Origin of the sequence: Micromonospora sp. AMSO12t, from assembly GCF_008806585.1 — a bacterium.
GTDB classification, from domain to species: Bacteria; Actinomycetota; Actinomycetes; order Mycobacteriales; family Micromonosporaceae; genus Micromonospora; species Micromonospora reichwaldensis.
The window spans coordinates 1-3,065 of the sequence record NZ_WAAS01000440.1; the positions used below are offsets into that span (position 1 = coordinate 1).

General features: G+C 74.3%; 2 protein-coding genes. One reads left to right on the forward strand and one right to left on the reverse strand.

Annotated elements, in window-relative coordinates; translation table 11 throughout:
- Window positions 1-2,425, reverse strand: a 2,425-nt coding sequence (locus F6X68_RS31905; RefSeq protein WP_151457721.1) for a Tex family protein, incomplete at its 3' end; no start/stop codon positions are given.
- Window positions 2,426-2,516: 91 nt separating this feature from the next.
- Between F6X68_RS31905 and dgt the strand changes: the two genes are divergently transcribed.
- Window positions 2,517-3,065, forward strand: a 549-nt coding sequence (dgt, locus tag F6X68_RS31910) for a dGTP triphosphohydrolase (protein WP_151457722.1), incomplete at its 3' end; no start/stop codon positions are given.

Here is a 3,065-nt window from a genome sequence, read left to right on the forward strand (position 1 = left end):
CGCCCTGACCGCCGCGCCCGCCGCCGCCCTGACCACCACCGGACTGGCCGCCGCGTCCGCCGCCCTGGGCGCCTTGGGCACCCCGGTCACCGCGTCCACCGCCCTGGCCGGGCTGGCCGCCCTGACCCGCCTGGGCGACCTGGCCGCCCCGCGAGGCGCCCCGGTCGCCGCGCGGTCCGCCCTGCCCGCCACGTTCGCGGCGCCCGCCGTCCGGGCCGCCGCGCCCGGCGCCCGCCTCCGCGTCGTCCTCCAACCGGAGGGTGAGCGAGATCCGCTTGCGGGGCACGTCGACGTCGAGCACCTTGACCCGTACGACGTCGCCCGACTTGACCACCTCGCGCGGGTCCTTCACGAACGTCCGGGACATGGCCGAGACGTGCACCAGCCCGTCCTGGTGCACGCCGACGTCCACGAACGCGCCGAACGCGGCCACGTTGGTCACCACGCCCTCCAGCACCATGCCGGGCACCAGGTCGCTGATCTTCTCCACCCCCTCGACGAAGGTGGCGGTGCGGAACTCCGGCCGCGGGTCGCGGCCCGGCTTCTCCAACTCGGCGAGGATGTCGGTGACGGTGGGCAGGCCGAAGGTGTCGTCGACGAAGTCGGTGGCCCGCAGCCCCCGCAGGATGGCGCTCCGGCCGATCAGCGACCGCAGGTCCTGGCCCGTGGTGGACAGGATCCGGCGGACCACCGGGTACGCCTCGGGGTGCACGCTGGAGGAGTCCAGCGGGTCGTCGCCGCCGGGGATGCGCAGGAAGCCGGCACACTGCTCGAAGGCCTTCGGGCCGAGCCGGGCGACCTTCTTCAGCTCCGACCGGGTGCGGAACGGACCGTTCGCGTCGCGGTGCAGCACGATGTTCTCCGCCAGCCCGGCGCCGATGCCCGAGACCCGGGTCAGCAGCGGCGCGGAGGCGGTGTTGACGTCGACGCCGACCGCGTTGACGCAGTCCTCGACCACCGCGTCCAGCGACCGGGAGAGCTTCACCTCCGACAGGTCGTGCTGGTACTGGCCGACCCCGATCGAGCGCGGGTCGATCTTGACCAGCTCGGCGAGCGGATCCTGCAGGCGGCGGGCGATGGAGACCGCGCCGCGCAGCGAGACGTCCAGCCCGGGCAGCTCCTGCGAGGCGTACGCGGAGGCGGAGTAGACCGACGCGCCGGCCTCGGAGACCACCACCTTGGTGAGGTTGAGCTGCGGGTACCGCTTGATCAGCTCGCCGGCGAGCTTGTCGGTCTCCCGGCTGGCGGTGCCGTTGCCGATGGCGACCAGCTCGACGCCGTGCGCCCCGGCCAGCCGGGCGAGGGTCTCGATCGAGGCGTCCCACTGCCGGCGCGGCTCGTGCGGGTAGATCGTGTCGGTGGCCACCACCTTGCCGGTCGCGTCCACGACGGCGACCTTCACGCCGGTGCGCAGGCCCGGGTCCAGCCCCATCGTGGGCCGGGTGCCGGCCGGCGCGGCGAGCAGCAGGTCCCGCAGGTTGGTCGCGAAGACCCGCACCGCCTCCTCCTCGGCCGCCTGCCACAGGCGCATCCGCAGGTCCGCCCCGAGGTGGATGAGGATCCGCGTACGCCAGGCCCAGCGCACCGTGTCGGCCAGCCACCGGTCCGCCGGCCGGCCCTTGTCGGTGATGCCGAACCGCCCGGCGATCGCCGCCTCGTAGCGGCTCGGCCCGGTGACCACCGCGTCGGCCTCGCCGGCCTCCTCGGACTCCATGGTCAGGTCGAGCACGCCCTCCTTCTCGCCCCGGAACATGGCCAGGATCCGGTGCGAGGGCAGCTTCGGGTACGGCTCGGCGAAGTCGAAGTAGTCGGCGAACTTCGCGCCGGCCGACTCCTGCCCGTCGCGTACCCGGGAGGCCAGCCGGCCCCGCGACCACATCTGCTCGCGCAGCGTGCCGATCAGGTCGGCGTCCTCGGCGAAACGCTCGATGAGGATCGCGCGGGCGCCCTCCAGGGCGGCGGCGGCATCGGCCACGCCCTTCTCCGCGTCCACGAAGCCGGCGGCGGTCTGGCGTGGGTCCTGGCCCGGGTCGGCCAGCAGCGACTCGGCGAGCGGCTCCAGCCCGGCCTCGCGGGCGATCTGCGCCCGCGTGCGGCGCTTGGGCTTGTACGGCAGGTAGATGTCCTCCAGGCGGGACTTCGAGTCGGCCGCCATGATCTGCGCTTCCAGGGCCTCGTCGAGCTTGCCCTGACCACGGATCGACTCCAGCACCGCCGCGCGCCGCTCGTCCAGCTCGCGCAGGTAGCGCAGCCGCTCCTCCAGGGTGCGCAGCTGGGTGTCGTCGAGCAGGCCGGTGGCCTCCTTGCGGTAGCGGGCGATGAACGGCACGGTCGCACCGCCGTCGAGCAGCTCCACGGCCGCCCGTACCTGACGCTCGGCGACGCCGATTTCCTCGGCGATCCGCTGATGAACAGAGAGGGTCACGATCTCGATCCGCCTTCGGTGTGGGTTCCGCCCTGCATTGTGCCGGCCCGCACCGACGGCCGTCGCCGCCCGCTGCGCTAGCGTGGCGATCATGGAACAGCCCGTGGACCCGCGCGCCCGGCGGCTCTTCGGCGGCAGCGCCCGGGCGCTCGGCGACCTCGCCGCCAGCCCGTTCCGGGCCGACCGCGACCGCATCGTCGCCTCGCCGTTCTTCGCCCGGCTCAACGGCGTGACCCAGGTGGTCAGCCCCGGCGGCTCCGGCCTGCTCGTGCACAACCGGCTGACCCACAGCCTCAAGGTGGCGCAGGTGGCGCGCGCCATCGCCGAGCGGCTCACCGCCGACGAGGCGCACCGCGACCTGCTGGAGAAGCTGGGCGGCTGCGACCCGGACGTGGTGGAGGCCGCCGCGCTCGCGCACGACCTCGGCCACCCGCCGTTCGGGCACCTGGGGGAGCGGGTGCTGGACCGGCTGGCCCGCCAGCGGCTCGGGCTGACCGACGGGTTCGAGGGCAACGCCCAGTCGTACCGGATCGTCACCAGCACCGAGATCCGCGGCGCGGCGACCACCGGCCTGGACCTCACGGCGGCGGTGCGGGCGGCGCTGCTGAAGTACCCGTGGACGCGGCTGGACCACCCCGAC